Annotated in this window: 24 protein-coding genes; 7 read left to right on the top strand and 17 right to left on the bottom strand. The window is 74.7% G+C overall.

The window, feature by feature from the left end; all coding sequences use genetic code 11:
• Positions 1–37: 37 nt before the first annotated feature.
• Together ACFZBX_RS21015 and ACFZBX_RS21010 are read right to left on the bottom strand one after the other, a co-directional pair.
• Complete coding sequence (locus ACFZBX_RS21015; protein WP_391535270.1) at positions 38–922, bottom strand: alpha/beta fold hydrolase; 885 nt, start codon at positions 920–922, stop codon at positions 38–40.
• 217 nt (positions 923–1,139) lie between these two features.
• Positions 1,140–2,555 (bottom strand): MFS transporter, encoded by a 1,416-nt coding sequence (locus ACFZBX_RS21010; protein ID WP_391535269.1) that lies wholly within the window; start codon positions 2,553–2,555, stop codon positions 1,140–1,142.
• A gap of 94 nt (positions 2,556–2,649) precedes the next feature.
• Between ACFZBX_RS21010 and ACFZBX_RS21005 the strand changes: the two genes are divergently transcribed.
• Positions 2,650–3,504, top strand: a complete 855-nt coding sequence (locus ACFZBX_RS21005; RefSeq protein WP_391535268.1) for a helix-turn-helix transcriptional regulator — start codon at positions 2,650–2,652, stop codon at positions 3,502–3,504.
• A gap of 65 nt (positions 3,505–3,569) precedes the next feature.
• Here the strand turns inward: ACFZBX_RS21005 and ACFZBX_RS21000 are convergent, their stop codons facing one another.
• The 7 genes from ACFZBX_RS21000 to ACFZBX_RS20970 form a co-directional block, all read right to left on the bottom strand.
• Positions 3,570–4,202, bottom strand: a complete 633-nt coding sequence (locus tag ACFZBX_RS21000) for a copper resistance protein CopC (protein WP_391535267.1) — start codon at positions 4,200–4,202, stop codon at positions 3,570–3,572.
• Positions 4,195–4,782: a hypothetical protein gene (locus ACFZBX_RS20995; RefSeq protein WP_391535266.1), complete on the bottom strand. Its 588-nt coding sequence runs from the start codon at positions 4,780–4,782 to the stop codon at positions 4,195–4,197. Before ACFZBX_RS20995 ends, ACFZBX_RS21000 begins: the two co-directional genes overlap by 8 nt.
• Before the next feature lie 130 nt (positions 4,783–4,912).
• Positions 4,913–5,488: a hypothetical protein gene (locus tag ACFZBX_RS20990; RefSeq protein ID WP_391535265.1), complete on the bottom strand. Its 576-nt coding sequence runs from the start codon at positions 5,486–5,488 to the stop codon at positions 4,913–4,915.
• Entirely contained in the window at positions 5,485–6,855 is a 1,371-nt protein-coding gene (locus ACFZBX_RS20985; protein WP_391535264.1) for a DUF58 domain-containing protein, read from the bottom strand. Before ACFZBX_RS20985 ends, ACFZBX_RS20990 begins: the two co-directional genes overlap by 4 nt.
• On the bottom strand, positions 6,852–7,943 hold the full coding sequence (locus tag ACFZBX_RS20980) for an AAA family ATPase (RefSeq protein ID WP_391535263.1): 1,092 nt from the start codon (positions 7,941–7,943) through the stop codon (positions 6,852–6,854). The genes ACFZBX_RS20985 and ACFZBX_RS20980 overlap by 4 nt, the downstream gene beginning before the upstream one ends.
• A 129-nt stretch (positions 7,944–8,072) precedes the next feature.
• The gene (locus ACFZBX_RS20975) at positions 8,073–8,606 is read right to left on the bottom strand and encodes a hypothetical protein (protein WP_391535262.1); all 534 of its coding nucleotides are present in this window, start codon (positions 8,604–8,606) and stop codon (positions 8,073–8,075) included.
• Positions 8,603–9,604 carry a DUF4129 domain-containing protein gene (locus ACFZBX_RS20970; RefSeq protein ID WP_391535261.1) on the bottom strand — a complete coding sequence of 334 codons (1,002 nt, stop codon included), beginning with the start codon at positions 9,602–9,604 and terminating at the stop codon, positions 8,603–8,605. The genes ACFZBX_RS20975 and ACFZBX_RS20970 overlap by 4 nt, the downstream gene beginning before the upstream one ends.
• Positions 9,605–9,975: 371 nt before the next feature.
• Here ACFZBX_RS20970 and ACFZBX_RS20965 point away from each other — a divergent pair, with 371 nt between their 5' ends.
• Entirely contained in the window at positions 9,976–11,061 is a 1,086-nt protein-coding gene (locus ACFZBX_RS20965; protein WP_391535260.1) for a DNA alkylation repair protein, read from the top strand.
• Here the strand turns inward: ACFZBX_RS20965 and ACFZBX_RS20960 are convergent.
• Positions 11,045–11,668, bottom strand: a complete 624-nt coding sequence (locus tag ACFZBX_RS20960; RefSeq protein WP_391535259.1) for a hypothetical protein — start codon at positions 11,666–11,668, stop codon at positions 11,045–11,047. The genes ACFZBX_RS20965 and ACFZBX_RS20960 overlap by 17 nt on opposite strands.
• Before the next feature lie 275 nt (positions 11,669–11,943).
• On the opposite strand from ACFZBX_RS20960, the gene ACFZBX_RS20955 reads away from it, so the two are divergent.
• The gene (locus ACFZBX_RS20955; RefSeq protein WP_391535258.1) at positions 11,944–12,678 is read left to right on the top strand and encodes an SAM-dependent methyltransferase; all 735 of its coding nucleotides are present in this window, start codon (positions 11,944–11,946) and stop codon (positions 12,676–12,678) included.
• 88 nt (positions 12,679–12,766) lie between these two features.
• Positions 12,767–13,783 (top strand): hypothetical protein, encoded by a 1,017-nt coding sequence (locus ACFZBX_RS20950; protein WP_391535257.1) that lies wholly within the window; start codon positions 12,767–12,769, stop codon positions 13,781–13,783.
• 16 nt (positions 13,784–13,799) lie between these two features.
• Here the strand turns inward: ACFZBX_RS20950 and ACFZBX_RS20945 are convergent, their stop codons facing one another.
• Entirely contained in the window at positions 13,800–14,891 is a 1,092-nt protein-coding gene (locus tag ACFZBX_RS20945; protein WP_391535256.1) for an RCC1 domain-containing protein, read from the bottom strand.
• Between the two features lie 127 nt (positions 14,892–15,018).
• A complete protein-coding gene (locus tag ACFZBX_RS20940) occupies positions 15,019–15,489 on the bottom strand; it encodes an SsgA family sporulation/cell division regulator (RefSeq protein WP_391535255.1) in 471 nt (156 codons plus the stop codon).
• Between the two features lie 217 nt (positions 15,490–15,706).
• Here ACFZBX_RS20940 and ACFZBX_RS20935 point away from each other — a divergent pair, with 217 nt between their 5' ends.
• Complete coding sequence (locus ACFZBX_RS20935; RefSeq protein WP_391535254.1) at positions 15,707–17,350, top strand: alpha/beta hydrolase; 1,644 nt, start codon at positions 15,707–15,709, stop codon at positions 17,348–17,350.
• A 79-nt stretch (positions 17,351–17,429) separates the two neighbouring features.
• Positions 17,430–17,837 (top strand): hypothetical protein, encoded by a 408-nt coding sequence (locus ACFZBX_RS20930; protein WP_391535253.1) that lies wholly within the window; start codon positions 17,430–17,432, stop codon positions 17,835–17,837.
• Here ACFZBX_RS20930 and ACFZBX_RS20925 read toward each other — a convergent pair.
• A complete protein-coding gene (locus ACFZBX_RS20925) occupies positions 17,789–18,730 on the bottom strand; it encodes a LysR family transcriptional regulator (protein ID WP_391535252.1) in 942 nt (313 codons plus the stop codon). The genes ACFZBX_RS20930 and ACFZBX_RS20925 overlap by 49 nt on opposite strands.
• A gap of 77 nt (positions 18,731–18,807) precedes the next feature.
• On the opposite strand from ACFZBX_RS20925, the gene ACFZBX_RS20920 reads away from it, so the two are divergent.
• On the top strand, positions 18,808–19,539 hold the full coding sequence (locus ACFZBX_RS20920; RefSeq protein WP_391535251.1) for a hypothetical protein: 732 nt from the start codon (positions 18,808–18,810) through the stop codon (positions 19,537–19,539).
• Here ACFZBX_RS20920 and coaE read toward each other — a convergent pair.
• The 4 genes from coaE to rpsA all read right to left on the bottom strand — a co-directional run bounded on the left by coaE (position 19,523) and on the right by rpsA (position 24,876).
• Positions 19,523–20,116, bottom strand: a complete 594-nt coding sequence (gene coaE / locus ACFZBX_RS20915) for a dephospho-CoA kinase (protein ID WP_391535250.1) — start codon at positions 20,114–20,116, stop codon at positions 19,523–19,525. The two genes, ACFZBX_RS20920 and coaE, sit on opposite strands and share 17 nt — an antisense overlap.
• A gap of 75 nt (positions 20,117–20,191) precedes the next feature.
• Positions 20,192–20,833, bottom strand: a complete 642-nt coding sequence (locus ACFZBX_RS20910; protein WP_391535249.1) for an MBL fold metallo-hydrolase — start codon at positions 20,831–20,833, stop codon at positions 20,192–20,194.
• A 25-nt stretch (positions 20,834–20,858) separates the two neighbouring features.
• Positions 20,859–23,153 (bottom strand): MMPL family transporter, encoded by a 2,295-nt coding sequence (locus tag ACFZBX_RS20905; RefSeq protein ID WP_391535248.1) that lies wholly within the window; start codon positions 23,151–23,153, stop codon positions 20,859–20,861.
• 232 nt (positions 23,154–23,385) lie between these two features.
• Positions 23,386–24,876 (bottom strand): 30S ribosomal protein S1, encoded by a 1,491-nt coding sequence (gene rpsA, locus ACFZBX_RS20900; protein ID WP_380758741.1) that lies wholly within the window; start codon positions 24,874–24,876, stop codon positions 23,386–23,388.
• Positions 24,877–25,127: the final 251 nt, after the last annotated feature.

The following is a 25,127-nucleotide window of genomic DNA, read 5'->3' as shown; positions in this document are numbered from 1 at the left end:
GCGGCCGGCCACCCGGGCCGTTCCGGCGTACCGCCGCTCAGAGTTCCCCGGCCAGGAAGCGCAGGATAAGGCTGTTGACCTCGGCGGGTCTCTCGACGAGCCCGGCGTGGCCGACCCCCTGGACCACCTCGGCGTGCGAGCCCTCGGGCAGGCCCTCGACGATGGCCGCCAGCGTCTCGTCGGTGATCTGGAAGCTCGGGTCCTCCGAGCCGAACAGGTTGAGCGTCGGCCTGGTCGGCGGGGCGCCCCAGACGGCGGCGTGCTCCTGCAGCCACTCCGGCGTGCCGAGGCGGTCGGGGGCGAAGGTCGTCCGGTAGAGGGCCAGGGCCGCCGCCAGGTTCTCCGGCCCCCGGAGGGCGTCCTTGGCGTGCTTCAGGTCCTCGGTGGCGTCGAAGCCGGCGGCGGTGAACTTCCGATAGATCCAGTCGATGTAGGCGAGGTCGTCCGCGGCGACGACCTGCTCGGCCGCCGCCGTCTGGAAGAACCAGAAGTGGCTCAGCGCGTCGGTGCCCCGCGGCGTCAGGACCATCGGCCCGAACACCTCGAACGGCGGGACGTCGCAGAGGACGAGCTTGGACCAGCGGTCCGCCTCCGTGCCGGCCGCGCCAAGCGCCGCGGGGACGCTGAAGTCGTGCCCGATCAGGACGGCGTCGCCGTCACCGCCGAGCGCCTCGTGGAGGCCATTCACGTCGGCCGCCAGGTCGGCGATCGCGAAGCCGCCGTCCGGCGGCTGCGCCGAGGGCGCGAAGCCGCGCAGGTAGGGGGCGACGGCGCGGTAGCCCGCGTCGGCGAGCGCCGGCATGAGGTACCGGTAGGTCGCCGGGGACATCGGGAAGCCGTGCGTCAGCAGGGCCAGCGGCCCGTCGCCGAGTTCCAGATAGGCGAAGTCGATGCGGTTGGCGGTGATTCTCTTGACGGCCACAATCGGGTCCATTCCTCGCGGCGAGAAGGAAATGCGCGCGGCGGCCGAATCGAATTCGTCCGACCGGCGCCGGCGGGCGGCGGAGCGAACCCCGCGGAATTTCCGCCGGGCCGCTCCGCCGATCGCTCTCCGATGATCCCGGGGATGATCCCGGACCTCTTCTCCGTGGCTGCCGTATTCGGAGGGCAGGCCACCGGGCGGCCCGCCCGCCGGAGACTCAGCGGCTCGCCGCCTGCTCGCCGACCTCGACCTGCGGGCCGGCGGCGGCCGCGGGCACCGCCTCGGAACGGGTGCGCAGACCCGTCCAGATGAGGACCACCGCGAGGAGCGTGATGGCCACGTCGACGGCGAGCGCGAGCCGGATGCCGTCCAACTGCACGGTGCGGGTGGCGGCGACGGCGCTCAGGATCGGGATGCCGATCGTGACCGCCACCTGCTGGCTGAGCGCGGCGAGGCCGGTCGCGAGGCCCTGCTCGGAGTCCGGCAGGCCGGAGGTCGCGGTCACGGTGTAGGCGACGATGGAGGTGACGTGTCCGAAGAAGCCGATGAACAGGGCGGGCAGCAGCACCGCCAGCATCACCCGGTCGGTGCCGAGCAGGACCAGCGGCGCGGTGGCCAGGCCCTGCACCGCCAGGCCGACGGTCAGCACGGTCCGGGTGCCGAAACGGCCGATCGCCCGGCCCGCGACGACACCGGCGGCCACGGCCGCGAGCCCGGGCACACCGAAGATCAGACCGGTGATCAGTGGGGCGTAGTGGAGCACGTCCTGGAGGTACAGCGTCATGAGGAAGATCAGCGCGCTCTCCATCGAGAACACGACGAGGCCGGCGAAGTTCCCCCACTTGACGCTGGGGCGCTTGAGGATCCGCACGGAGGCGAGCGGCGCGGCGGCGCGCAGCTCGATCGCCCAGAACACGCCGAGCAGCACCACGCCGATGGCGGCGATCAGCAGGTTCTTGTCGATGATGCCGTAGGTGAACGCGAGCAGGCCGGCCGTCACCGAGACGGCGCCGGGCACGTCGAGCCGGACCTTCTCCGGGGCACGGCTGTCGGCGATCAGCCGCGGCGTCGAGATCAGGATCGCGACGGCCACCGGGACGTTGATCAGGAAGGCCCAGCGCCAGCTCAGCAGGCCGACCAGGGTGCCGCCGACCAGGGCGCCCACGGTGAACCCGCCGGACAGCAGCGCGCCGTTCAGACCCAGCACCCGCTCCCGCATGGCGCCCTCGGAGAACGAGGTGATCAGCAGGGACAGGGCCGCGGGGGCGGCCATGGCGGTCGACAGGCCTTGCAGGACGCGGGCGGCCAGCAGCGGGGCCCCGCTGTCCGCGATCCCGCCGAGCACCGACGCCACGGTGAGCAGCGCGATGCCCGCGAGGAAGAGCCGGCGGCGGCCGAACAGGTCGGCGATCCTGCCGAACAGGAGTGTGAAGCCCGCGGCCGGCAGCGCGTACGCCGACGCGACCCACGGCAGGTCGTCGGAGGATATCCCGACCCCGGAACCGATCTGGGGGAGCGCGACGTTGAGGATCGAGAAGTCGACGGACAGCATGAACTGCGCGCCCAGCAGGATGAACAGGGTCATCCTGAGCCGGGCGCTCATGCGGTTCCGCGAGTCGGGAAGCGTGGTCATGCGAGCAAGGGTGGGAGATCGTCCGCCCGCTAGCCAGACACCTGTCGTTCGTATCACTGGGAAGGCTAGGCTTCGCAGTGCTACTTTCAGCATAATGGGACTCATGGATGAGCTCGGGAAATTTCTCAAGTCCCGCCGTGCCAGGCTCCATCCGGCTGACTGCGGACTCGGCTGCTACGGAGAGCGCCGCCGAGTGCCGGGCCTGCGCAGAGAGGAGCTCGCCCAACTGGCCGGCGTCAGCGTCTCCTACTACGCCCGGCTGGAACAGGGGCTGGGACAGAACGTCTCCGACGCCGTCCTCGACTCGCTGGCCCGGGCGCTGCGCCTGGACGAGGCCGAGCACACCCACCTGGTCGCGCTCGCCCGCCCCAGGCGGTCGGCGGCCGGCCGCGCGCCCCGGGTGGCCCGGCAACTCCCCGCCGGCCTGCGGAGGCTGATGACGATGATGGGCGACGTGCCCGTCATGGTGCTCTCCCCGACGGCCGATGTGATCGCCTGGAACCCGCTGGCGCACGCGGTGTTCGGACGCCACCACGAGGTCCTGCCCAACATGACCCGGCTGATCTTCCTCGACCCGCAGACCCGGGCGCTGTTCACCAACTGGGAGGTCAAGGCCAGGTCCGTGGTCGCCCACCTGCGGATGGTGGCGGCGAGGTTCCCGGCCGACGGCGGCGTGCGCGCGCTGGTCGGCGAACTGCTCGCCTCCAGCGCCGAGTTCGCCGCCCTGTGGGAGGACCACTCGGTGGCGAACTGCGACTCGTTCACCAATGTGCTGCACCACCCCCAGGTGGGCGAGCTCACGCTCTTCCAGGAGGTCCTGCGGACCGAGGAGCCGGAGCTCATGCTGGTGGCCTTCACCGTGGAGCCGAACTCCCCGTCGGAGACGGCGCTGCGGCTGCTCGGCACCCTGGCCGCGGAGCACGCGGACCGCCGGGTGACCGTCTCCTGAACGGGCGCGGGCCCGCTCCCCGCGACCGGGGGAACGGGCCTCGCGCGCCGGGCGGCGCCCGGCCGTCACCGCACCCGCGGACGCCGCAGCATCAGCACCAGGGCGCCCGGGAGCAGCAGCGCGTCCAGGCAGAGCAGCGCGATGTTGAACGGCCCCTCCATGTCGTGGCCGTGGCCGTCGTCGCTGTCCGAGCCGGCCTCCGCCAGCTCCTCGGCGCCCTCGGGCAGCGGCCCGTCACCGACGACGAACTCGGTCGTCCCGGAGACCACCCGCCCCCGGTCGAGCGCCAGCCGGTAGGTGACCCGGTACGCCCCCGGCTCGGTGATCGAGACCGGCACCGACAACCGGCTCCCGTCGAGCTGCGGCGTCCCGTCCGTCACCGAGGTGCCGTCCGTGCCGTTCACCGCCAGCATGAGCGTGGAGGAGCGCACCGCCCCCGAGAACGTCAGGGCCACCTCGGCGGGGGCCTGCGCGACCCGGCCGCCGGCCGCCGGGATGGCCCGGGAGAGCTTCACCTCCTCCGCCGAACTGAGCCACCCCACCGCCGCGAGCACGACGACGAGCAGGCCGAGACCGATCGCCATCGCCCGCTGGAACGCCCGCGGCGAACCCGCCCGCCCGGCGCCCCGGTCCGGAGCCCGCCCCTCGCGCGCCCCGGCCACCTCGGGGTCCGCCACCGGGACGGCCGTCTCAGGCATGGGAGACGGCCGCCGTCCGGGGGCTGCCCGTGGCGCGGCAGCCGCACGTCATCCCCTCCAGCTCGTCCTGGGTCGGCCGCAGGTGCAGATACATGGCGATCACCATCGGGATGAAGACGATGGTGTTGTAGAAGAGGTGCAACTCGACCCGGGAGACCACCAGTTGCAGGATGCTGGTGGGCGCGGAGCGGCCGAACAGGAAGTGGTGGCTCTGCGCCTGCACGAAGAGCAGCAGGTGCTCGATGTGGTGCCAGAACTGGATGCCGAGGGAGATCGTCCACCACGTCCTGCTGCGCCCGGTGAAGCCGGGGCGCAGCAGGAACAGCACGGTGATCATGAAGAGGGCGTAACCGTAGTGCAGCCACTCGGTGGTGACGAGCCAGGGGTAGGCGAGACCGAGCGCGCCGCCGGCCTTCTTGGCGGGCCAGCCGAGCCCCCAGATCTGGTAGGCCTGCGCCAGGTGCTCGGCCCAGTGCGCGAGGACGACCACCAGGTACGCGTTCAACGCGAGCCTGTGCCGGTCGTGGTTGATGCTGTACAGGAATCGACCGGCCGCAGTCGACTCCGCGGTCTTCGCCACTGGACCTCCGCAGGACGTGGTGGGTGAGGGAGGCGCGACGCGACCGGGACGGGCCCTTCAAGACCGCGGAGCGCCCGGACCACTGTGGCGTGGGTGCTCCGCGGCGGACTTCTTCCAGATTGCCCCAGCGTCAGGTTCGCGGACGGCGGGTGCGCAGGCCGAGGCCCACGCCGACGGCGGCGGCCAGCACGCCGAGCAGGGCCACCGGACGGGACCACTCCCCCGCCCCGGTGTCGGTGAGCGCCACCGGGAGGACCAGGGCCGAGGCCGCCAGGGCGGCGAGCACGTGGGCGCGGTTCGGGCGGCGCCGGTCGGGGCCGAAGGCGTCGACGAGCACCAGGTAGGCGGTCAGCAGCACGGCCAAGGCGGCGCCCCGCCAGAGGCCGGGCTCGCCCAGCGCGGCGAGCAGGACGCAGCCGGTCGCCAGCGCGGTGGGGCGCCGGGGGGCCTGCCGGGCCGCCCAGGTGGTGGGCCGGCGCACCGGCTCGGGCGGCGGCGGGGCGGCCCAGGTCGCCAGGAGGAGCAGGGCGACCAGCCCGGCCGGTCCGACCAGCGCGGCGGCGCCGTTGTCGGCGCCCACCCCGGCCGAGGCCAGCAGCAGGGCGGCGCCGACCAGGCGGAGCAGCGCCCGTTCCCGCCAGGGCGCCCGCAGGGCCGGGGGCGGGCCGGGCGTGACGACGGCGGACGGCGGCGTGGGGTCCTTCATCGCGCGCCTCCTCCGATCCGGCGGCGCAGCAGCGGCGCGAGCGCGAGGTCCAGGGTCTCGCCGGGGACGTACCGGACGACCGGGACGCCGCGCCCGCGCAGGGCGGCGCGCATCGCCTCGCGCTCGGCCCGCCAGAACCGCAGGGCCAGGGCGCCCACCTCGTCGTCCGGTTCGACCGGGGGCTCGCCGACCGGGATCTCCACCACGACGAGCGGGTTGCCGTGGTCGCCGATCCGGCCGAGCACCTCCAGGATGCGCTGGTCGGCGAGCGGCGTGAACGCGTAGACCAGGGCGTGGCCCGGCAGGGCGGGCAGCGGCAGCCGGGGCACGAGGGGGCCGCGGTGGACGCGGTCCTGACGGACCTCCAGCACGCTCTCGACCATCCGGTGGAACTGGCGGTCGCCGGTGGCGGCGGTGAGCCAGCGCAGCCGGCCGCCGACCGCGACCAGGCCGACCCGGTCGTGCCGGCGCAGGTAGGCGCGGGTCAGTCCGGCGGCGGCGCGCAGGCTCTCGTCCAGGCTGGACAGCCCGGTGGCCGGGTCGTGGACGTCGTCGAGCGTGTCGAGCAGGACGACGGCGTCGGAGGCCCGCTCGGCGGCGAACTGGTTGATCTGGATGCCGCCCCGGCGGGTGGTGGAGGGCCAGTGGATGCGCCGCTGGCGCTCGCCGTGGACGTACGGGCGGACGCCGGTCACCTCGACGCCGGCGCCGTCGTGGCGGGTGGTGTGCTCGCCGATCCGCTCGGGCAGCCGGACCGGGACGGGGGTGAGCCGGGCCGTTCCGGGCACCGGGAAGACGTCCGCGGTGCCGAGTTCGGCGCGCAGGGTGCGGCGGGTCAGGGCGCCGGCGTCGTGCACGTCGATGTCGACGGCGCCCAGGTTCCAGCGGCCCCAACTGTCGGCGCGCAGGGCGAGGTCGACGCCGGTGGGGCGCACGGTCAGCGCCTCCAGGGCGACGCCGGGGCCCAGCGCGACGGTGGGGTCGAGCGGGCCGGTCCGCCCGTCGTGCCGGATGCCGATCCGCACGGTGATGCGCTCGCCCTCGAAGCAGCGGCGCGGCTCCACGGTGAGGGTGGTGGCCAGTTCGGTGGGCCGGCCGGTGCCCGGGGCGGCGAGTGCGAGCAGCACGGCCGGGGCGGCGGCCAGGGCGAGCAGCCAGGCGTGCCCGGTGACCAGGGCGGCCGCGGCCGCGACCGTGGCGACGGTGAGCAGCCGCAGGGTCCGGTCGGCGGGCCTCCAGTGCGGGGACGGCGGGGTGGTGGGCAGGCCCTCGGCACCGGCCCGGGCGCTGCGGGCGACGATGCGGGCGGTCACCGGGTCGGCGGCGGGGGCCTCGGGCCGGGGCGCGGTGGCGGGATCGGCGCTCACCGCGCGAAGCCCCCATCGGACCCGCCGGACCCGCCGGGACCGGCAGGCGCGGCGGGCGCGGCGGCGCGCGGTACGGTCTGCGGCGCCGGGACACCGGCCACCACCCGGGCCAGCACCTCGTCCGCGTCGATCTCGCGCACCCACAACTCCGGCTTCAGGGTAATCCGGTGGGCGAGCGCGGGGACGGCGAGCTCCTTGACGTCCTCCGGCGTCAGGTAGTCGCGGCCCTCCAGCATCGCGCGGGCCCGGGCCAACTGCACCAGCGCGAGGCCGCCGCGGGGCGAGGCGCCGACCTGGATCTCCGGATCGTTGCGGGTGGCGTCGACCAGCGCGATGACGTAGTCGACGAGGTCGTCGTCGACCTCGACGCGCTCGACCGCGGCCCGCACGGCGAGCAGTTCGGCCGGGCTGCTGACGGCGTCGAGCACCGCCTCGGGCGCGGAGCGGTCCAGCCGCGCCCGGAGCATCGCCGCCTCCAGACCGGTGGACAGGTACCCCATCCGCACCCGGATCAGGAACCGGTCCAGCTGGGCCTCCGGCAGGGAGTAGGTGCCCTCGTACTCGATCGGGTTGGCGGTGGCGATCACCGCGAAGGGCTGCGGCAGCCGGCGGGTGGCGCCGTCGACCGAGACCTGTCCCTCGGCCATCGCCTCCAGCAGCGCGGCCTGGGTCTTCGGCGGGGTGCGGTTGATCTCGTCGGCCAGCAGCAGTTGGGTGAACAGCGGGCCCGGGCGGAACACCATCTCGCCGCTGCGCTGGTCGTAGAACGGCGCGCCGGTGACGTCGGAGGGCAGCAGGTCGGGCGTGAACTGGATCCGGCGGAAGTCCAGCCCGAGGGTGGTCGCGAACGAACGGGCCAGGAGCGTCTTGCCGAGCCCGGGCAGGTCCTCGATCAGCACATGGCCGCCGGCGACGATGCCCAGCATCACCAGGCGCAGCGCCTCGGGCTTGCCGACGACGGCGCGCTCGATCTCCTTCAGCACCGCGCGGGCGCGGTCCCCCGCCTGCTGCGGCGTCAGCGCGCCGGGCCCGTCCGGGGCCGCGGGGTCGGCGCTCGGGTCGGCGGGGGCCTGCGGGACGGCGGTCATGGTTCTCCTTGACGGGGCGTTCGGATCGGTGGCCGGGGCGGCGGCCCGGCGGCGGGTCTGCCGGGGGGATGACGCGCGACGGGGCGGCTTCGGCCGACAGGGCCGCGCCGGGTCCTGCCATCGGCACGACTACAGGGACTCCAGCCGGTCGACGAGGGCGTGCAGGACGTCCGGCGGGACGCTCGGGGCCGGGAGGTCGCCGGCCGGGTCGATCCACGGCCAGAGACCGGGGCCGACCAGCTCCGCCGCCCGTTCCCGGTCGGCGGTGAGCGAGAGGTGGTGGGCCTCCGCGAGCCGGGCCGCGTACAGCCGTTGGAGCCGCCCGCGCAGCGGCTGGGCGTCGCCGTCCGGGACCAGCGCCTGGCGCACCGTCCACCGCCAGTCGGCGAGGCCTGGCTCGTGCGCGTCCAGCAGCCGCGGCCGGCGGCGCAGGCCGATGTCCAGGACCCCGCCGCCGGCGACGTAGCGGCCGGCGATCAGGGCCGCGACGGCGATCAGGGCCGCTCCGGCGGCGACCGCCGGCAGGCCGCCGACCAGGCCGAACACCACCTCGGCGAGCACGGCGGTGACGGACAGTTCGACCAGGCTGTGCCGGACCGAGCCGGCTCCGGTCCGCCCGGGCTCGGGCACTTCGGCGGTGCGGTGGGCGAAGTCGGCGGTCATCGGTGGCTCCGGGACGCTGCGGCACGGTCGGTCAGGGGCTGTCCGGCCCCGTCGGCGGGCTCCGCGCCGGCCTCGGCCAGGCGGGCGGCGATGGTGTCCAGGGCGGCGCGGGCGCGGCGCACATGGCCGTCGTCCATCGGGTGGGACGAGTACCTGGCCTCCCGGAACAGCTCGGTGAGCGCGTACGCGGGGGCCCGGTCGACGCGGTCGTCCGCGACCGCCCGCTCCAGCAGTTCCGCCGGGCTGTCGCCGACCTGCCGTTCCAGCCCGGAGTCCGCCAGCGAGCCCTCCATCGCGGCGTAGCAGGCGATCACGGCGGCCCGGGCGTCGGCGCCGTGCAGCGACCGCCGGCCGGTGGCGACGGCGGCGGCGAGCGCGTCCTCGGGCTCGACCCGGCCGACCGCGGGCAGCGGCTCCGGCCGCCGGCGCGAGCGGTGCAGGCCCAGCAGCAGCCGGACCAGCGACACCAGCAGGGCGACCACGACGACCGCGGCCAGCCCGTACAGCAGCAGGACGAGCAGGCCGGCGTCCCCGTTCGGCGCGCCGCCCTCCTCCGGCTCCGGGGTGGGCGTCACGGTGACCTCGGGCAGCGGCGTGACCACCGGCTCGGGCCGTTCGTTGTCGGTCCGGGTACGGCCGTGGAAGAGGAACAGCAGCACCGGCACCAGCACGGCGGCGCCGCCCAGCAGCACCACGGCGGCCTCGCGCAGCCGCTCGGCCCGCGGCGTCGGCCCGACCAGGGAGCGGACCTCCTCGCGGAAGCGCGCCGCGAACCGCCCGACGATCCCCGCCCAGCCGAGGGCGATCAGCCCGACGAAGCCGAGCGCGCCGACCGGCGGCTCCCCCGGCGTCCCCAGCAGGCCCCCGTCCGGGCGCAGCGCGGCGGCGGCGAGCACCAGCCCGCCGGCGACCAGCAGCAGCGGTACGGCCCGGCCGGTCCGGACCACCCCGTCCCCGCGACCGCGGCGGGGCCTTCCCGGTGGCGCGTTCTCAGTCATGCGGACCCCCCGGTCCATCCGCGCGTGCTCGGCTCCGCGCGTACTCGGCCACGCGCGGATGCGAAGCGTCGCACACCGACGGTCGCACTGTCACCCTCCGTCCGCCCACCGGCCGCCGCGACGCCGCGGCACGGTGAGGTGCCGCCCGGCGCGCGAGCGCGTAACGTCCCTAGGGCGTGTCTTGCGGATCTTTGCCGGGTCCGCGGCGCCGGGGCACGCACCTCGCCGCGTTGTCGTCGGTCGCCAATGCTCCGCAGTGGCTCCCTCCTCCGCCTTGCGATGCACGCACCCCAACGCCGCGGCCTGATCCGACAAGATCCACAAGACACGCCCTAGCCACCACGCCCACCGAACCCAAGGAGACCGCCGCCGTGCCCTCGGCCGCCGAGATGCTCAACCCGGACACCGTCGCCGGACTCGCCCGCTGCCTGGCCCGCACCGGCCGCGGCGTCACCACCGACGCCCTCCACCGGTGCGGCGCGGCCCTCGACGGGCTCGGCTTCAGCGAACGCGTCGCCGCGATCCGCGACGCCGTGCTCGCCGACCTCCCGTCCGGCTACCCCGAGTTCGAGCGGGTGCTGTACGAGGCCCTGCGCGACGAGGAGTTCACCGGCTGGATGACCTTCCCGGTCGGCGAGGCCGTCGCCGTGCGCGGGCCGGACGCCTTCGAACCGGCGCTCGCGCTGCTCGCCGCGCTCACCCCGCGGCTGACCTCGGAGAGCGCCGTCCGCCCGTTCCTCCGCGCCGACCAGGGCCGGGCGCTCGCCGTCATGACGCACTGGACGGCCGACCCGGACCCGCACGTCCGCCGGCTCGCGAGCGAGGGCACCCGGCCGCGGCTGCCCTGGGCACCCCAACTCCCCGCGCTGATCGCCGATCCGGCGCCCGCCGTGCCGCTGCTCGACGCGCTGTACCGGGACGGGTCGGAGTACGTCCGCCGCTCGGTCGCCAACCACCTCAACGACATCAGCCGCGACCACCCCGCCGTCGCCGTCGAGGCCGCCGCCCGCTGGCTCGCCGACCCGGCGCCGACCACCCTCCCGCTGGTCCGGCACGGCCTGCGCACCCTCGTCAAGGCCGGCCGCCCCGAGGCCCTGGCCCTGCTCGGCCACCGCCCCGACCTCCCGGTCACCGTCGAGGGCCCGCTCGTGCGGACCGCCGAGATCAGGCTCGGCGAGGAACTGGTCTTCGACTACGCGGTGACCAACACCCACGACGAACGGGCCGGCGTGGTCATCGACTACGTCGTGCACCACGTCAAGGCCAACGGCGGCCGCACGCCCAAGGTCTTCAAGCTCACCACCCGCTCGCTCGCCCCCGGCGAGACCTGGCGGGCCACCCGCCGGCACGCCGTGAAGCCGATCAGCACCCGGCGCTACCACGCGGGCGCGCACCTGCTGGAACTCCAGGTCAACGGCCGCCGCCACGGCCGGGGTTCGTTCACCCTGCACCTGTAGCGGGCGGACGCGCCGCGAGGACGGCCTGCGCCAACTGCTCGGCGGACCGGCCGTCCCCGGCGTCCAGCCGGACGAGCCCGAGCCGGTCCAGCTCGGCCAGCATCAGCTCCTGGTAGCGGACGCTGCGGGCCAGGAACCTGTCCATCAGGTACCGCCCGTCCTCCGTCGCCGCGGTGTACCGCCCGTCGCGCCGGATCCGCTCGCGGAGCACGGCCTCGTCCGCGGTGAGCCACAGCGCGGCGGTGCCGGGGCAGACCAGCCGCGCCACACCGGCGGGCCAGAGCGCCGAGCCCTCCAGGACGAGGCCGGGGCCGCCCGACGAAGCAGCCCGCTCCGTCACCAGCTCCGCGATCCGGGGCCCCAGCCGCGCGTAGTGGTCGAGCACCGAGGCGGTCAACTCGTCCACCGTGAGCGTGCGGTAGTGCTCGGCGACATGCGGCGGCACCTCCCGGCCCGGTACCGGCCACGGGCGGCCCGGGTGCCGCGCCAGCGTGTCCGTCGACCGGCACTCGAAGCCCAGCCGCTCGGCCACCAGCCGGGCGACCGTCGACTTCCCGGTGTTCGACGTCCCCCCGATCAGCACCACCCGCAGCACCTCGTCCGCCATACGGCCGACTCTACCCAACCGGCCGATCGAGACCGAACCTTGACCTCGCGACCCCGTTCCGGCCCCCCGGCCGCGCCGCCCGAAGGCCCCTTCCCGGGCCCCCGCCGGGGCACCGCCGGCGCCTCCCCCCGCCGGTGGGGGGAGGGCCTCGAACGGCCGTCACCCCCACCCGGCACCGCCCGTACAGGCCCTTCCACGACGCCGGAGCGGAGGTGATCGAACGGCCCCGAACTCCTAGGCTCGACCGTGTCGATCCCCACCGGAAGGGCCGCCCTTTGAACCGCTCCATCCGCTCCACCGACGACGTCCTCGCCCTGCTCGACGGGCTCTTCGCCCCCGGGGCCGACCGCTGGACCGACCGCGCCGCCGACTGGTGGGACGGCTTCTACGCCGACCGCGACTCCGGGCGCCCGTTCTTCGTCGCCGCCCCGGACGAGAACCTCGCCGCCCACCTCGACCGCGGGCTGCTCGCCCCCGGCGCCCGGGTGCTGGACCTCGGCTGCGGGGCCGGCCGCAACGCCGTCCACCTCGCCTCACGCGGGTTCGAGGTGGACGCCGTCGACCTCTCCTCCACCGCCCTCGCCTGGGCCCGCGAGCGCGCCCGGGAGGCCGGCGTCGCCCCGCGGTTCCACCACGGCAACATCTTCACCGTCGAACTCCCCCTCCCCCGGTACGACCTGGTCTACGACTCCGGCTGCCTGCACCACCTGCCGCCGCACCGCAGGATCAGCTACCTCGCCCTGCTGGACCGCGTCCTGGCGCCCGGCGGGCACTTCGGCCTGACCTGCTTCGCGGCCGGCGCGATGGGCTCGGAACTGCCCGACGCCCAGCTGTACCGCACCGGGCGGCTGGACGGCGGGCTCGCCTTCACCCCGGACGAACTGCGCTGGATCCTGGGCGACTTCACCGAGGTGGAGATCCGCCCGATGGTCCCGCAGGAACCCGGCGCACCGCTGTTCGGCCTGCCCGTGCTGCTCACCGCGCTGTTCCGCAGGCCGCCCGCCGGCTGAGGCTTGCGCGGTCGCACGCCCGGGGTAGAAGAAGGGCGGGGTGGCCGACCGGCCGGCAACACAGGGCGACAAGAGGGGACGGGACACGATGTCCGCCGACGAAACAGCGTGGGACGCCGCCGCCGGACGCGGACTGGCCTTCCTGCACGGGGCGTTGGGGCCCGCCGGACTGCCGTCCGCCCGGCCAGGCCTCGACCCCGAGCTGCGCGCGCCGCTCACCGGCGCCGACGCCCGCCGGCGCGTGCTCGTGAAGCACGGGGTGGACCTCGGCTTCGACCCGGACCGCGAGGGCCTCTCCGCCACGTGGGGCCTCGCGCTGCTGCGGCCCGACGCCGAACGGCCCGAGGAGCGCGCACTGGTGGCCGCGCTGGCCCGGCAGGCCGGTCGGTACCGCCACCCGTGGCGGCCGCGGTACCGCCTCTTCCCGACCGGCGTGCCGTTCGCCGCCGACACCGGCAGCACCGCGCTCGCGGTGTCCGGGCTCGCCCGGCACGGGCTGCTCCCGGCGGACGAACAGGACTCCCTCGCCAGGGAGTTGCTGGACACCCGGATCGGCCCGGACGACGGCCCGATACCGGCCTACTGGGAGGACACCGACCACACCTCCGCACGCGGCCGCCGCTACGACGCCGTCATCGCCGCCGACATCCTGTTCGCGCTCCACCTGCCGGGCAGCGTCGGCCGGTTGCCGCACCCGGCGGCCGAGGCCACGCTCCGGTACGTCCGGCAGCACCTGGCCGGCCCCCGCACCGGCACCCGGTACTACGCGTCCCCCGAGGCCTCCCTGCACGCCGTCGCCCGGGCGTCCACCCTCGTGCCCGCCCTCGCCGCCCCGGCCCGGCGCGCGGTCGAGCACATCACCACCCAGTTCGCCGACACCGCGCTCGAACTGGCGCTCCTGACGCTCGCCGGCGAGTACACGGGCGCCGACGCGGACCTGCCCGGGCTGCGCCGGCGCCTCGTCGACGCGCAGCTCCCGGACGGCTCCTGGCCGGCCGCCGGCTACTTCCGCACCGGCAGCGTGCCGCTGTACTTCGGCTCGCCGCACCTCACCACCCTGTTCGCCGTCCGCGCACTGCGCCCCGAGGCCGCCCCGGGGCGCTGACGGCCGGCGGGCCCGGTCAGTGGGCGAGGGTGAAGTCGCCGCCGAGCGCGGCGGCGATCCGGTCCGCCCTGGTCAGGTCGGTGAGGGCGGTCACCGGGATGCTGCTGTCGGTCGTACCGCCGTCGCCCAGCTGGCCGGAGCCGTTGCCGCCGCAGGAGCGGACCGCGCCGTCGGCCAGCAGGACGACGGTGTGCTCGCGGCCGCCCGCCGCCTGCCGCACGCCGGTCAGGCCCGGGACCGGCACGGGGGTGGTCCGGAAGGTGGTGGTGCCGTCGCCGAGCTGGCCCGAGGCGTTGCGCCCCCAGGTCCTGAGGCGGTGGTCGCCGGTGACGGCCAGGCTGTGGTGGCAGCCGGCGGCGATCCACCCGACGCCGCCGGACCAGCCGCCCTGGGTGTGGACCGGGGTGTAGCGGTTGATCGTGGTGTTGTCGCCGAGCTGGCCGGAGGCGTTGAAGCCCCAGCCCTTGACCGCGTGGCCGCCGGTCACCGCGAGGCTGTGGTTGGCGCCGGCCGCGATCCGGGTGACCGCGTCCAGGCCGGAGACCCGGACCGGGACGTTGCGGTCGGCCGAGGTCCCGTCGCCCAGCTGGCCGTTGACGTTGTGGCCCCAGGCCCACACGGTGCCGTCCTCGCGCAGCGCCAGGCTGTGGTTGAGGCCGGCGGCGATCGCGACCACCTCGTCCAGGCGCCGGACCCGGACCGGGACGCCGCTGTCGGCGTGGCCGCCGTTGCCGAGCTGGCCGTAGGCGTTCTGGCCCCAGGCGAGCACGGTGCCGTCCTCGCACAGGGCCAGGCTGTGCGTGCCGCCGGCGGCGATGTCGGTGGCGTCGCCCAGGTTGACGACCCAGTCGGGCGCGCTGTGGCCGGAGGCCGAGCCGTCGCCGAGCTGGCCCGAACCGTTGGCGCCCCAGGAGCGCACGGTGCCGTCGGCCAGCAGCGCCAGCCCGTGCCCGGTGGCCGCCCCGGCGCCGCCGGCGGCGATCCTGACCACGTCGGCGCCGCTCAGCCCGAGCACGGTGGTGGCCTTGGTGTGCAGGGCGGCCCAGGAGCCGTCGCCGAGCTGACCGGCGCGGTTGTTGCCCCAGGCCTTGAGCCGCTTGTCCGCCACTTCTTCTCCCCACGTGTGGATGGGCGGCCGCGGTGCCGCACTCCCCTGGTGTAGCCGTACAGACACTCACAGTATTGGTTCGCCTGCGGCGCGTCAGGGACCCTCCGGACACTCGGACAGGTGAATGTCACGGCCCCGGCGAGGCGGCGCCGCCGTCGCGCAGCCGGCGCAGCAGCCCGTCCAGGTCCAGCCGGCGCCGTTCCCGGCCGACCGGCACGAGGCCCTCGGTGCGGGCCAGGAAGGCGCGGACGCGGTCGGCCGGGGCGTGCAGGTCGACGCTGCCGCCCTCACCGGACAGGGTGATGAGGACGGACCCGGCGCGGTCGCCGGCGCCGGGCCGGACCCGGACGCAGCCGATGCCCGCCCGGGCGCGCAGGCCGGCGGCGAGCAGTTCGCGGGCGAAGACCCAGGTGATCGGCGTGGCGAGGTCGGTGTGGCTGTCGAGGAAGACGGCGTACGGGTCGGCGCTGCGGTAGCGCAGCCGGGCGGGGACGGAGACGGTCAGGCCGGGCCAGACGTCGACCCGCAGGTCGAGCGCGACCGCGCAGCCCTCGTCGGCGGCGCGGGGCTCGGGGACGCGTGGAATCTCGTCCGTCATGACCGCCCCCGGGTGCGCAGAATCGTTTCTTCACAGCCGCCACGGGCGGAAAAGTCAGGGCTCACGGCAGGAACAACGAGCCACCCCGGCTCCGGCAACCCGCCCCGCGGGCCGATCACCCGGGCGGGGCCGGACGGACCAGTCCGGCGGGCGGGCCGCCCGCCCCCGGCCTAGGCTCCGTGGCGCAACCACCCGGCGGCCTCGGAACGGAACCCCCATGCACCCTGTCGTACGCGGCGCCGGAGTCCTGGGCCTGGCCGTGGCGCTGGCCGGCGGCGCCGCCGGATGCCAGAGCGGCACGACGGCGAGCTCCGCGAAGGTCGAACCGTCCACCGCCGCGTCCACCCCCGCCACCCCGGCCACCCCGGCCACCACCGCCCCGACCGCGTCCCCGGCCACCACCGCCACCGTCCCCGCGCTGCCCGCCGCGCTCACCGGCCAGCAGCCCGCGTGGCGGGCCTGCCCGGCCCCCTCCGCCGCCCAGGGCGGCGGCGAGGCCCCGGGCGCGCCCTGGGAGTGCGCCACGGTCAAGGCCCCGCTGGACCACGCCGACCCCACCGGGCCGACCATCGACCTCGCGCTGATCCGGCTGCCGGCCGCCGGCGAGCAGCCGAGGATCGGCTCGCTGCTCTACAACTTCGGCGGCCCCGGCGCCTCCGGCGTCGCCACCCTGCCCGCCCTCGCCCGGGACTACGCCGACCTCAACACCCGCTACGACCTGGTGGGCTTCGACCCGCGCGGCGTCGGCGAGAGCGCGGGCGTGCACTGCCTGGACGACGCCGCCACGGACGCCGCGGCCGCCGTCGACGGCTCGCCCGACGACACCGCCGAGGTGCGGGCGCTCGACGAGGCCGTCACCGCGTACGCCACCGCCTGCCGGAGCAACTCCGGCGCCGTCCTGGCGCACATCGACACCGTCTCGGCGGCGCGCGACCTCGACCTGCTCCGCCAGGTGCTCGGCGACGAGCGGCTGCACTACTTCGGCTTCTCCTACGGCACCGAACTCGGCGGCGTCTACGCCCACCTGTACCCGCACACCGTCGGCCGCCTGGTGATGGACGCCGTCGTCGACCCGACCCAGGACCCGGTGCAGGGCTCGCTCGGCCAGGCCGAGGGCTTCCAGCACGCCCTGGAGAACTTCATGGCGGCCTGCGCCGAGCAGGTCGGCGACCTCTGCCCGACCGGCCCTGGCGGTACCGAGGGCACCCGGCGGATCACCACCCTGCTCCAGGGCCTGGACACCGCCCCGCTGCCCGCCGGCGACGGCCGCACCCTCACCCAGGACCTCGCCGTCACCGGCATCGCCGCCGCGCTCTACAGCGAGGCGAGCTGGAACGCCCTCGCCGTCGGCCTCCAGGAGGCGCTGCAGCTCGGCACCGGCGAGACCCTGCTCGCGCTCGCCGACGCCTACCAGGGCCGCGACCCGCAGGGCCGCTACAGCAACCTGTCCGCCGCCAACCGGGCCATCAACTGCGTCGACGACCGGCAGCGCTACACCGCCGCCGAGGTCGACGCGCAGCTCCCGGCGTTCCGTCAGGCCTCGCCGGTGTTCGGCGACTTCGCCGCCTGGGGGCTGACCTCCTGCGCGGGCTGGCCGGTGTCCGGCCTGACCGACCACCCCGACGTCAGCGCCCCCGGCGCGGCCCCGATCGTGGTCATCGGCAACACCGGCGACCCGGCCACCCCGTACGAGGGGGCCCGCGCGATGGCGCGGCAGCTCGGCGCGGGCGTCGGGGTGACCGTCACCCTGCGCGGGCAGGGCCACGGCGGCTACGACACCGGCAACGCCTGCCTCAAGCAGGCCGTCGACCAGTACCTGCTGGACGGCGTGGTGCCCGCCGACGGCACCACGTGCACGTAACAAGCCGTCACCAACCTCCCACCCCGGTCGGGGACTTCGCGGAACGACGCCCTACCGTGGGCCCCGGAAAGGGGACCACATGACCGCCAACCCGCCACGGCTGCAGGGCAATCGCTGCCTCCTCGACCCCGTGCACCCGTTTCCCGAACGGGTCACCAGGCTGGTCCGGGCCTGGGAGGACGACGGCCGGGCCGCCTACCGCCTGGTCGACGGACGGGCGCTGCTCGCCCTCTACTGCTGGCACCTGGACGCCACCCGGCGCGGCACCGCCGACGACGACCCGGCCACCACCGCGTACGTCGCCGCGGCCTTCGCCGCCAACGGGGGCGCGGACGGCTGGGACACGCTGCTGCGCGAACGGGCCGACTGCACCTGCCACGGCCAGAGTTGGCGGCTGGAGAACATCTCGGTCTGCCTGGGCTGTCTGCGCTACGTCTGCTACCGGGTCGACGGCCCGTGCTGCCCCGGCGCCCGCATCGTCGGCTGAGCCCCGCCCGCGCCCTCCGTCAGCAGCCGGGCCAGCAGCGCGGCGGGCCCCTCCGGCAGGGCGCCGTGGACCAGTTCGACGCGGTGCACCAGCCGGGGCGCCCGGACCGGGACGGCCGCGACCCCCGGCGCACCCGCCAGGACGGCGGCGGGCAGCAGGGCCAGCCCGTGCCCGGCGGCGACCAGGGCGAGCAGCCCGCGCAGATCGGTGCCCAGGTAGCGGGCGGCCGGCCGGTAGCCGTCGACGGCGGTGGCGGCGCGCAGCCTGGCCCCGGTCGGGGCGAGGCCGGGGGCGTCCAGCCAGTGCGCGGCGGACAGGTCGGCGAGCGCCAGACCGGGGCGCCCGGCGAGCGGGTGGCCCGCCGGCAGGGCGACGGCGAGCGGCTGCTCCGCGACGGCGAGGGTGGTGAGCGGGCCCACGTCGGGCAGCGGGAGCGGGTCGGACGGGGCGGCCGGGCCGTCGACGAGCGCGAGGTCCACGGCGCCGGCGGCGACCTCGGCGGGCAGCGCGTCCTGGGCGAGCACCCGGACCGTCAGATCCACCACCGGATACGCCCGGCGCACCTCGGCGAGCGCGCGCCCCACCTCCACCCCGAGCGCCAGTGGTGTGGCCCCGACCGTGAGCCGGGCGCTCGCGGCGCCCGCCAGGCGCGCGATGTCGGCGCGCGCTGCGTCGATCCTCAGCAGCAGCGCGGCGGCGTGCTCCAGCAGCCGCGCGCCCGCCTCGGTCGGGCCGACCGGGCGGCGGTGCAGCACCGCTGTACCGAGGTCCGCCTCCAGCGCGGCGATCTGCTGGGAGACCGCCGACTGGGTGTAGCCGAGCTCCCGGGCCGCCTCGGAGAACGAGCCCAGCCGGACCACGGCGACGAAGGTGCGCAGCTGCTGCGGCTCCACGGGCCATCACATCCACTGATCGACGGGTAAGGAATCATCGTTGGCGCTGATGCCGCGCCGCCGGTCAGGATAACGGCATGACGCATCCCGCCCCTCGCCTCGCCCTGGTCGGCGACCGCTCGACCGCCGTCCGCTCGCACACCCGGATCCCCGCACTGCTCGACGCGCTCGCCGACCGCGACCAGCTCGTCCTGGACGCCTACTGGATCCCGACCGAGGAGGCCGCCGACCCCGGCACGCTCGACGGCTTCGACGCCGTCTGGCTGCTCCCCGGCAGCCCGTACCGCAGCGAGGACGGCGCGGTGGCCGCCGTACGCGCCGCCCGCGAACGCCGCATCCCCTTCCTCGGCACCTGCGCCGGCTTCCAGCACGCGGTGCTGGAGTACGCCCGCCACGTCTGCGGCATCGGCGGCGCCGCGCACGGCGAGAACGACCCCGGCGAGGACGATCCGGTGATCGTGCCGCTCAGCTGCTCCCTGGTCGGGCACGAGGGCGCGGTGCGCCTGACGCCCGGATCACTGGCCGAGCGGGTCCTCGGCGCACCGCGCACGGTGGAGCGCTACCACTGCGCGTACGGGCTGAACGACGCCTACCGGGAGCGGCTGCACACCGGCGGCCTGCGGTTCAGCGGCGCGGACGACTCCGGGCAGCTGCGGATCCTGGAACTGCCCGCCGAGGCCCACCCGTTCTTCCTGGCCTCGCTGTTCCAGCCGGAACTGGCCGGCGACGGCAGCCGGGCCCACCCGATGATCCGCGCGTTCGCCGCCGCCGCTGCCGGCCGGACCGCCGCCTTCAACGACGGGCGGTGAGCCGCTCCCACACCTCGGCGACCCTGGGCGCGAGCTCCTCCAGCGGACCGGTGTTGTCGATCACCAGGTCGGCGATCGCCAGCCGGTCGGCCCGGCTCGCCTGTGCCGCCATCCGGGCCCGGGCCTCCTCCTCGGTCATCCCGCGCATCCGGACCAGCCGCTCGACCCGCACCTCGTCCGCCGCGTCGACGACGATCACCTTGTCGTACAGCGGCCCGAGCCCGTTCTCGGCGAGCAGCGGGACGTCGTGCACCACCACCGCGTCCGGCGCGGCCGCCGCCTCCAGCTCGGCGGACCGCGCCCGGACCAGCGGGTGCACGATCGCGTTCAGCGCCCGCAGCCGCTCCGGGTCGGCGAAGACGATCGCGCCGAGCGCCGGCCGGTCCAGCGAGCCGTCCGCCGCGAGCACGCCCTCGCCGAACTCGGCGGCCACGGCCTTGAGGCCCGCCGTGCCGGGGGCGACCACCTCGCGGGCGATCACATCGGAGTCCACGATCACCGCGCCGTGGGCGGCGAGCAGCCGCGACACCTCGCTCTTGCCGGCGCCGATGCCGCCCGTCAGTCCGATCTTCAGCATGGCGCCAGGCTACCGGCGGTTGCTGTCAGCTGACAGCAAAGAGATTGTCAGCTGACAGCAACCCTCGCCGCGCGGTCACCCCAGGTCGAGGCTCTCGCCCTCGCCCAGGGTGCGCAGCTCCGCCCCGGTGCCCGGCCCGCCGGGACCGACCAGCCGGGTGTGCACGGCGAGGCCGGCCGGGCTGAGCACCGCGTCGTGCACCGGGACGGCCTGCCGCGGCCCGGCCTCGCGGACGTAGTCGACCAGCTCGGCGACCTTGGTCCACGGCGCCGCGATCGGCAGCAGCAGGGTGTCCACCGGCTGCGGCGGGACGGTCAGCGCGTCCCCGGGGTGGAACAGCCGCCCGTCGAAGAGGAAGCCGACGTTGCGCACCCGGGGGATCTCCGGGTGGATCACCGCGTGCCACTCGCCGTGCACCGTGACGGCGATCGCGCCGATCTCGAAGGCGTCGTCCTCGCCGACCGCCGTCACCCGCCGGGCCGCCCCCTCCAGCTTCCGGGCGACGTCCGGGTTGGTCCACACCCGCAGCGCCGGGTCCGCCTCCAGCGCTGCCCGCAGCGGGGCCTCGTCGAAGTGGTCGGCGTGCTCGTGGGTGATCAGCACGGCGTCCGCGCCCGCCAGGGCCGCCGGATCGGTGAACATCCCGGGGTCGACGACGACGGCCGTCCCCTCGTGCTCCAGGCGTACGCAGGCATGTCCGAACTTGGTGATCCGCATGCCTCAGCACGGTACTCCCGAACCGCTACGGCGCGGTGGCGACCAGCTCCTTCCCCGCGACCGGCTCCTTCCCCGCGACCGGCTTCTCGCCGACGAGGTCGGGCCGCTGGGCCGGCAGGGCCGCCGCCCCGATCTCCGGCAGCTCGACGTGCTCGCTCAGCCCGAACCGGTCGTGCAGCCGGCGCAGCGGGGCCGGCGCCCACCAGTTGAACTCGCCGAACAGGCTCATCGCGGCGGGCACCAGCAGGCACCGCACCAGCGTGGCGTCGACCGCCACCGCGACGGCCAGCGCGATGCCCATCTGCTTGACCATCAGCATGTCGCCGAGCGCGAAGCCGGCGAAGACGATCACCATCAGCAGCGCCGCCGAGGTGATGATCTTCCCGCTGCGCTGGACGCCCAGCTCCACCGCCCGGGTGCAACTGTGACCCTTGTCCCGCAGCTCCTTGATCCGGGCGAGCAGGAAGACCTCGTAGTCCATCGACAGCCCGAAGGCGAAGGCGAACACCAGCACCGGGATGAAGGTCTCAAGACCGCCGGTGGGGCTGAAGCCGAGCAGTCCGCTGAACCAGCCGTCCTGGAAGACCAGGGTGAGCGCGCCCAGCGAGGCGCCCAGCGAGAGCAGGTTCATCAGCAGGGCCTTGACCGGCATCACCACCGAGCCGGTCATCAGGAACAGCAGGATCAGCGTGCCGAGCGCCACCAGGCCGAGCGCGATCGGCCCCCGGGTGAGCAGTTCGTCCTGGAAGTCGACGACCGAGGCCGCGCCGCCGGTCACCTCGGTGGTGAGCCCGCCGCGATCGGCCCGCAGCTCCTTGACCACCTGCTTGGCCTGCCCGCCCTGGGGGTCGCCGTGCACCAGCACGTCGATGGTGGAGACGGTGTCGCTCACCGGGGTGACGGCGCGCACACCGCTGACGCCCGGCAGCTTGGCCACCACGTCGTCCGCGTAGGCCTGGGCGACGGCGGCGCCGCTCTCCACCACCACCGTGATCGGGGCGGCGGAGGCCTCCGGGAAGCGCTGGTCGATCGTCTCGGCGACCTGCCGGCCGGCCGAGGAGGCGGGCAGCACGGCGGCGCCGGAGCTGCGCATGTCGGCGTGCAGGAACGGCGCGCCGGCGGCCACCAGCAGCGCGGTGCAGACGAGCGCCACGGGCACCGCGCGCTTGCGGACCCGGCGCACCGTCCGGCTGAAGAAGCCCTCGTCGGGGACGGGCGCGCTGGGCGTCTTGATCCGGCTCCCGGCGAAGCCGAGCAGCGCGGGCACCAGGGTGAGCGCGGCGGCGACGGCGATCACCACGACGCTCACCCCGGCCGCGGAGACGGCGGCGAGCACCGGGCTGGTGAAGACGAACAGGCCGGAGAGCGCGACGGCCACGGTCAGTCCGGAGAAGGCGACGGTGCGTCCGGCCGTGGCGGCGGTCCGCTCGACGGCGGCGGCGATGGTGGCGCCGTGGCCGCGTTCCTCGCGGAAACGGTTCACCATGAGCAGCGCGTAGTCGATCGACAGGCCGAGGCCGAGCACGGTGGCGATCGGCAGCACGCTGGTGTCGATGTCCATGATCTTGCTGAAGCCGAACATGGCCAGCAGCGCGCCGCCGACCGAGGCGACCGCGCCGATCACCGGCAGGCTGGCGGCGGCCAGGCCGCCGAAGACCAGGACCATGACGATCAGGGTGAGCGGCAGGGTGACGATCTCGCCGAAGCGGGTGTCCCGCTCGGTCTGCTTCTTGACCTCCTCCTCCAGCACCAGGTCCCCGCCGACGGTCACCTTGCCGCCGTCGGCCCGGACGTCGGCCTGAATGGCGGAAAGCCGCTGGGTGACGGCGGTGGTCTGGGCGGAGGTACTGGTGTCGGACATCCGCACCGAGACCAGGCTCGCGGTGCCGTCGGCCGAGCGGAGCGCGGCGGCGCCCGGGCCCGGGCCGTAGGCGTCGGCGGCCGAGGAGACCCCGGGGAGGGCGGCGATCTCGGCGGTGGCGCGGGTGACGGCGTCCCGGACGGCCGCGTCGTCCACCGGCCGGCCGTCCACCACGGCGGTGACGGTGCCCCTGGCCGGGTCGGCGGCGGTGACGACGGCGCTGCCGCGGTCCGCCTCGGAGGAGGCGGAGGAGGCGCCGGCCACCGAGCCCTCGAAGACCCGCCCGCCGATCAGCACGCCTATCACCAGCACGACGGCCCAGAAGCCGAGCACCCAGCGCCGCTGCCGGTAGCAGAACCGGCCGAGGGCGGCGAGGCGGCCGGCGACCGGCTGGTCGGCGGACGGGCGGGGGGAGGCGGCGGGAGACACGGCGGAGGACACGGCGGAGCGAAGGCTCATGTGCGGGGGGTGCCTAGCGTGCGGGGCCGGGTGAGCGGCCCATCGGGCAACTCCTCCCAAGGTAGGCGCCGGGTCCCGAATCACCCATAGGTATTCAATGAGCCCCTCATCACATAAATCCTTCACATAAGGAACAAATAATGAAGGTCGGAAAACAATGAACCCCGCCCGGAAACCGAGCGGGGTTCATCGATGACGCTATGCGCTAGTCACGCACCAGCGGGGCAGAGCTTCAGCTCTGGCCACCGGCCAGCTTCTCGCGCAGGGCGGCCAGGGCCTCGTCCGAGGCCAGGGCGCCGGAGCCCTCGTCGCTGCTGGACGAGTAGGAGCCACCCGCGGCGGCGGCGACGGCGTCGCCACCCTCGGCAGCGGCCTCCGCGTCGGCCTCGCGGCTCTTGATGACCTGGGCCTGGTGCTGCTCGAAGCGCGCCTGGGCCTCGGCGTACTGCCGCTCCCACTCCTCACGCTGCTTCTCGTAGCCCGCCAGCCAGTCGTTGGCCTCGGGGTCGAAGCCCTCCGGGTAGATGTAGTTGCCCTGGTCGTCGTAGGACGCGGCCATGCCGTACAGGGTCGGGTCGAACTCGACCTCGGCCGGGTTGGCACCCAGCGCCTCGTTGGCCTGCTTCAGCGAGAGGCTGATGCGACGACGCTCGAGGTCGATGTCGATGACCTTGACGAAGATCTCGTCGCCGACCTGGACGACCTGCTCCGGGATCTCGACGTGGCGCTCGGCCAGCTCGGAGATGTGGACCAGACCCTCGATGCCCTCGTCCACGCGGACGAACGCACCGAACGGAACCAGCTTGGTGACCTTACCCGGGACGACCTGGCCGATCTGGTGGGTACGGGCGAACTGCTGCCACGGGTCCTCCTGGGTCGCCTTCAGCGACAGGGAGACACGCTCGCGGTCCATGTCGACGTCGAGAACCTCGACGGTGACCTCCTGGCCGACCTCGACAACCTCGGACGGGTGGTCGATGTGCTTCCAGGACAGCTCGGAGACGTGAACCAGACCGTCGACGCCACCCAGGTCCACGAAGGCACCGAAGTTGACGATCGAGGAGACGACGCCGGAGCGCACCTGGCCCTTCTGCAGGGTGGTGAGGAAGGTCTGGCGGACCTCGCTCTGGGTCTGCTCCAGCCAGGCACGGCGGGACAGGACCACGTTGTTGCGGTTCTTGTCCAGCTCGATGATCTTGGCCTCGAGCTCCTTGCCCACGTAGGGCTGGAGGTCGCGGACGCGACGCATCTCGACGAGCGAGGCCGGGAGGAAGCCACGGAGGCCGATGTCGAGGATGAGACCACCCTTGACGACCTCGATGACGGTACCGGTGACGATGCCGTCCTCTTCCTTGATCTTCTCGATCGTGCCCCAGGCACGCTCGTACTGAGCGCGCTTCTTGGACAGGATGAGACGACCCTCCTTGTCCTCCTTCTGGAGAACCAGGGCCTCGATGTTGTCGCCGACGGCGACGACCTCGTGCGGGTCGACGTCGTGCTTGATCGACAGCTCGCGGGACGGGATGACGCCCTCGGTCTTGTAACCGATGTCGAGGAGAACCTCGTCACGGTCGACCTTCACGATGACGCCCTCGACGATGTCGCCATCGTTGAAGTACTTGATGGTCTCGTCGATCGCGGCCAGGAACGCCTCGGCGTCGCCGATGTCGTTGAGCGCGACCTGCGGGGTGGTGCTGAGGGAGGAGTCGGTGGGGCTCGTCATTAGGAAAAGGGCTCCGGTACGGACATGAAAGTCGTAGGTAATGCCACGCGGAGGGCCCGTATCGCTCCCACCGAAAGCCGGACAGCCAAGAACACGGAGCACCGGGATTCCCGTGGCAACGGGAGATCGGCGTCCGTCTTGCGACCGTGGGGTCTTCGACAGATGCGAGCGCGACCTGCTCCGTCCGAGGCGCGCAGGCCCGCAGCGCAACTTGTAGCATACGGGGACGGCCAGGCACGGTCAACGCCAAG

Origin of the sequence: Kitasatospora sp. NPDC008115 (genome assembly GCF_042957205.1) — a bacterium.
Lineage (GTDB): Bacteria > Actinomycetota > Actinomycetes > Streptomycetales > Streptomycetaceae > Kitasatospora.
The sequence above is the reverse complement of the archived record's forward strand: the minus strand, read 5'-3'. Positions and strand labels throughout refer to the sequence as shown.

Bases quoted from the DNA above. Each gene is read 5' to 3' on its own strand.
- ACFZBX_RS21010 (WP_391535269.1), bottom strand. From the start codon at position 2,555: ATGACCACGCTTCCCGACTCGCGGAACCGCATGAGCGCCCGGCTCAGG.
- ACFZBX_RS21005 (WP_391535268.1), top strand. From the start codon at position 2,650: ATGGGACTCATGGATGAGCTCGGGAAATTTCTCAAGTCCCGCCGTGCC.
- ACFZBX_RS21000 (WP_391535267.1), bottom strand. From the start codon at position 4,202: ATGCCTGAGACGGCCGTCCCGGTGGCGGACCCCGAGGTGGCCGGGGCG.
- ACFZBX_RS20990 (WP_391535265.1), bottom strand. From the start codon at position 5,488: ATGAAGGACCCCACGCCGCCGTCCGCCGTCGTCACGCCCGGCCCGCCC.
- ACFZBX_RS20980 (WP_391535263.1), bottom strand. From the start codon at position 7,943: ATGACCGCCGTCCCGCAGGCCCCCGCCGACCCGAGCGCCGACCCCGCG.
- ACFZBX_RS20975 (WP_391535262.1), bottom strand. From the start codon at position 8,606: ATGACCGCCGACTTCGCCCACCGCACCGCCGAAGTGCCCGAGCCCGGG.
- ACFZBX_RS20970 (WP_391535261.1), bottom strand. From the start codon at position 9,604: ATGACTGAGAACGCGCCACCGGGAAGGCCCCGCCGCGGTCGCGGGGAC.
- ACFZBX_RS20960 (WP_391535259.1), bottom strand. From the start codon at position 11,668: ATGGCGGACGAGGTGCTGCGGGTGGTGCTGATCGGGGGGACGTCGAAC.
- ACFZBX_RS20950 (WP_391535257.1), top strand. From the start codon at position 12,767: ATGTCCGCCGACGAAACAGCGTGGGACGCCGCCGCCGGACGCGGACTG.
- ACFZBX_RS20940 (WP_391535255.1), bottom strand. From the start codon at position 15,489: ATGACGGACGAGATTCCACGCGTCCCCGAGCCCCGCGCCGCCGACGAG.
- ACFZBX_RS20935 (WP_391535254.1), top strand. From the start codon at position 15,707: ATGCACCCTGTCGTACGCGGCGCCGGAGTCCTGGGCCTGGCCGTGGCG.
- ACFZBX_RS20930 (WP_391535253.1), top strand. From the start codon at position 17,430: ATGACCGCCAACCCGCCACGGCTGCAGGGCAATCGCTGCCTCCTCGAC.
- ACFZBX_RS20920 (WP_391535251.1), top strand. From the start codon at position 18,808: ATGACGCATCCCGCCCCTCGCCTCGCCCTGGTCGGCGACCGCTCGACC.
- coaE (WP_391535250.1), bottom strand. From the start codon at position 20,116: ATGCTGAAGATCGGACTGACGGGCGGCATCGGCGCCGGCAAGAGCGAG.
- ACFZBX_RS20910 (WP_391535249.1), bottom strand. From the start codon at position 20,833: ATGCGGATCACCAAGTTCGGACATGCCTGCGTACGCCTGGAGCACGAG.
- ACFZBX_RS20905 (WP_391535248.1), bottom strand. From the start codon at position 23,153: ATGAGCCTTCGCTCCGCCGTGTCCTCCGCCGTGTCTCCCGCCGCCTCC.
- rpsA (WP_380758741.1), bottom strand. From the start codon at position 24,876: ATGACGAGCCCCACCGACTCCTCCCTCAGCACCACCCCGCAGGTCGCG.